The sequence below is a fragment of the uncultured Sutterella sp. genome, from assembly GCF_937923675.1.
In the GTDB taxonomy this organism is placed as follows: domain Bacteria; phylum Pseudomonadota; class Gammaproteobacteria; order Burkholderiales; family Burkholderiaceae_F; genus Sutterella.
On sequence record NZ_CALDXB010000028.1, the window covers coordinates 1 to 3,458 of the forward strand.

Below are 3,458 nucleotides of genomic sequence, written 5' to 3' on the forward strand. Positions count from 1 at the left end.
CTTCTTTGGCGCGGGGCTTCAAAAAGAAGTGATTGCCGCGGGCGGCGAACTCCCAGGCCGTTGAAAAGCCCGAGGTGTGAACGTCGACTTTTTCGTCCTCCGCAAAAACGATGGAAGTCACAAGGCCGTTCACCGCGTAAATCGGATAAACCTGATTCTCTTCGTAGGCTGTTGTGTAGAGTCGCCGATCGAGCTTGCTGACGGTGGGCGTATCCAGAGCAAGAGCGCTTTTGCAAGCGAAGAGCGCCATGAGAACTACGAGGATTATCGCTTTTTTGCTATAACCCGAAGTGCGGTTGAGTACATAGGAGGTCCGCATCATGAAGGCAACGAAAACGTGGCGCGATATGTTGAGCAAGTCTTTGTCTGATCCGAACTTCCGCAAGGAATGGGAAGAAGCCAACGCCGAACTTGCCGAGCTCGACAAAATCATCGCGGCTCGTGCATCGGCTGGGCTTACGCAGGCTGACGTTGCTGCCCGCATGGGAACGACGCAGTCAGCAGTGGCGCGACTTGAAAGTAATTTGATGCGAGGCAGACTCCCTTCTGGCAGCACTCTGACGCGATACGCCAAGGCATTAGGTAAGCGCGTGGTAATTTCGTTCGTCTGATTCATAAAGACGCTCACTTCAGTTCCTGATCGACGCGGTAGGTCGTGACCTTGAAGCCAAAAGGATTGATCAGCCGCTTAGCTTCTTCCACCTTGAAGGTCGGTACGTATTCGTACCCGATGCGCGCGGTCCAGACGTCCGCCCCTTCGGGTTGTCCGGTCTGCGTATCTACGAGCTTCTTGCGAAAGCGCACGGTCGCGATTCCGTTGCCGTTCGGAACGACGCTCAAGAGTTCAACGAGGATGCGCTTGGTGTCGCCGATCGTTTGTTCCATGGAGTTTTTGTCGGTCCCGAACTGCCGCGAGTACGGTTCAAAGACGTTGGGCATCGAGAGCTCGCGCGTCTTGATGTAGTCGTTTTCCAACGTGCGGTAGTCGTAGGCTTCGCGCGCTTGGACGTACTCCGAGAGCCAATACTTGTCCATAACTTCCGAGACCGGAATTTCTTCGGCGTTAGCAACCGAGAGGATGGTCGACATGCCGGTCGACTTGTCGACTTCGATGACGTAGGGGAGCGTCTCTTTGAGCGGCATCATGATGACGATGGCTGCCACCAGGGCGATGTTGGTTGCGCCCAGAATTTTCGCCGTGAGCCAAGCTCGGGCTTCCGACTTTTCCGCCAAAGAGTGGCGCGACGATTCCCAACCGATCGCATCGGCGTACTTGGCGTCTGTCTTGGGTGCTTTCGCGGTCGTCGCTTGATTTTTCTTCTTTTGTCCGAACATGCGTTACTCCTTGGCGCTCTGATCGTCCGGGGACGGAGAAAGGTTTTCTGCAGGGGCTGCCTGCAGCACTACCGGTGCACTTTCCGAGGCGGCATCGGGGGGAAGGGAGTCGGCCAGTGGCACGACCACGGGAGCCACAGCGGGTTTTTCAAAGGGATCCAAGGACGGCGGCTCATCGGCCAAGCGGGATCGATTCACGGTCTGCGAATGCGGCACGGTATTGACCGGAATGCGTTCTCCGGACGGAAGCGGTGGCTTGGGAGCTCCGCAGCCAGTGAGAAAGAGTGAAGTCAGCGCCAGGGCGCAGCAGATTTGCAGAGGGGATTTCATAGTCAACTCTTGGGAAGTCGGTCTCGAAGAATGTCGGCATTGGTTCGGGCGACGTCTTCATTGGGAGCCTGGTGGCGTTCAACCGGAGGCTCTTGAGACGATGCGGTTTCAGAAGTCGGCGAGGTTGTCGCTGCAGGCGTGCTGGCTGCCACTCGCTCGGCCATGGAGGCGGAAGCGGAGTGCCCGGCCGGCGTTGCTGCCGCCTCCTGCGACTGCGTCGTGAAGCCCGTTGCGGGCGTGGCGGCTTGCGGGGCCGTGGTCGTTGCCGAGACTGACGCGTACTGTTCAGCGCGGAAAGCTGCGTCCTGTGCAGCGAACTGCGCAACCCGTTCGCTTTGTCGTGTTGCCGCGGCTGCGTTCATGCGCGCGAGTGTTTCTTCCGGCGTTTCCTGTCGAGTGAAGGCCGATGCGGACGAGCTCGAAGATGCAGCCACCCCTGCCGAAGCCGCTACGCTGGCGGACACCGCAACTGTTCTCGCTTGAGCGGCCTGTTGGTTCGTGGCGGTGGTGCGAGGAGCGGCCGTCGTCGTTGTGTTTTGAGAATTCGAGGCCATGGATTGCACGGCCGTTTCGTTTTGCATGACGCTCAGAAGCGTTCGGCCCAATCGGTACGTTCCGCCCAGTGCAGCGCCAAAGGCCGCTGCACCGACCGTCCCGTGTTCGCCAAAGCCGTCTCGACTCATCAAGTGACTTCGTGAGTAGTTCTGCAGATCCGTGCTGCCCGATCCTTTCCCCAGACCGTTCACAAAGCCGCCGGTGATGTCTCGTGTTCCTCGCCAGGTATCGTTCATCATTTGCCCCAGTCCGGCGGCCTGCAGCGCAACGCCGCCCACGATGGCGGCTGCGATGCTCGGAATGAGTTTGACAAGCGATGTCAGAGCAAGCCCTAGCACGGAGAATTTCAGCACCGGTAGCCAGACGCTGATGAGTGGTCGGCCGCTTTCATAAGCGCGCAACGAATTCAAAAGATCCGTGGCAAACGAGTGAAAGATGTTCGTCACGAGCAGGATGACGGCCGCAACCAGAACGGAGCAGAACACGTAAGTAACGACCGCTTTGATCCAACCATCGAACCAACTGCGAACGGCCGGAAACATCAGGCAGCAGATGAAGAGCGGCCCGAAGGCCAAAGCCAGGGTGAGCGAAATCTCATTGATGATGAGGACACCCGTGGCCGCAAAGGTGAGCGCTACAGAAATGGCGGCCATCAAAAGCCCAAGGAAGAAAAGCGATAACCACGTGCCGAAAGCAGATACGACCGAAACTTTCCCCGCGGTGGAAAGGGCGACGTTGGTGACGAGCATGAGCTGCTTCCACATGTCGTCAATGGCCGTCCAGGCCCCTTGCGTGTCGACATTTCCTGCACCCGGTAGACGAAGAATGCCTACGAGCATGTTTTCCAGGCCGCGGATCGCCGGAATCACGTCGTTGACGTAGTTGAGTGCGTTAAGGCCGAAGTACGTGACGAGCAGAATCTTGCCCGCCGTCAGAATGAAGTCGGAAAGCGGAGAGTCAATCCGTCCGTAGGTAATCAGGTAGCCCTTGATCAGAAAGTAGATCGTGAGGCAGGTCAGCAGCGGAATTCGGATTTCGTCAATGAGGGCGGACGACGCTTGCGAAGCGAAGCTGCTGATGGCGCTTAGAACCTCTTCACCAAAGGATGCGAAATACATGGGCCCCCTTTAGCGGCAGAGCGCTTCGATTTCATCTTCACTGACTTCGCTGAAGGACGACCGGTGAAGCCGTTCGGTTTCGCGGCGTGCTGCTTCGCGCTGCATCGACTGCATCTGCGC

Annotated in this window: 5 protein-coding genes; 1 reads left to right on the top strand and 4 read right to left on the bottom strand. The window is 57.9% G+C overall.

The features are described 5' to 3' along the window. The coding region (locus tag Q0106_RS02915) for a TrbG/VirB9 family P-type conjugative transfer protein (protein ID WP_297608585.1) at positions 1-250 on the bottom strand (250 nt) is incomplete at its 3' end. 70 nt (positions 251-320) lie between these two features. Between Q0106_RS02915 and Q0106_RS02920 the strand changes: the two genes are divergently transcribed. After that, a complete protein-coding gene (locus tag Q0106_RS02920) occupies positions 321-611 on the top strand; it encodes a helix-turn-helix transcriptional regulator (protein ID WP_297608588.1) in 291 nt (96 codons plus the stop codon). A 13-nt stretch (positions 612-624) separates the two neighbouring features. On the opposite strand, the gene Q0106_RS02925 is transcribed toward Q0106_RS02920, so the two are convergent. Genes Q0106_RS02925 through Q0106_RS02935 form a run of 3 tightly spaced genes read right to left on the bottom strand, consistent with a single transcriptional unit; the run spans position 625 to position 3,338 of the window. Further along, entirely contained in the window at positions 625-1,335 is a 711-nt protein-coding gene (locus Q0106_RS02925; protein WP_297608591.1) for a type IV secretion system protein, read from the bottom strand. A 3-nt stretch (positions 1,336-1,338) separates the two neighbouring features. Then, on the bottom strand, positions 1,339-1,665 hold the full coding sequence (locus Q0106_RS02930) for a hypothetical protein (RefSeq protein ID WP_165655398.1): 327 nt from the start codon (positions 1,663-1,665) through the stop codon (positions 1,339-1,341). A 2-nt stretch (positions 1,666-1,667) separates the two neighbouring features. Next, entirely contained in the window at positions 1,668-3,338 is a 1,671-nt protein-coding gene (locus Q0106_RS02935; protein ID WP_297608598.1) for a type IV secretion system protein, read from the bottom strand. Positions 3,339-3,458: the final 120 nt, after the last annotated feature.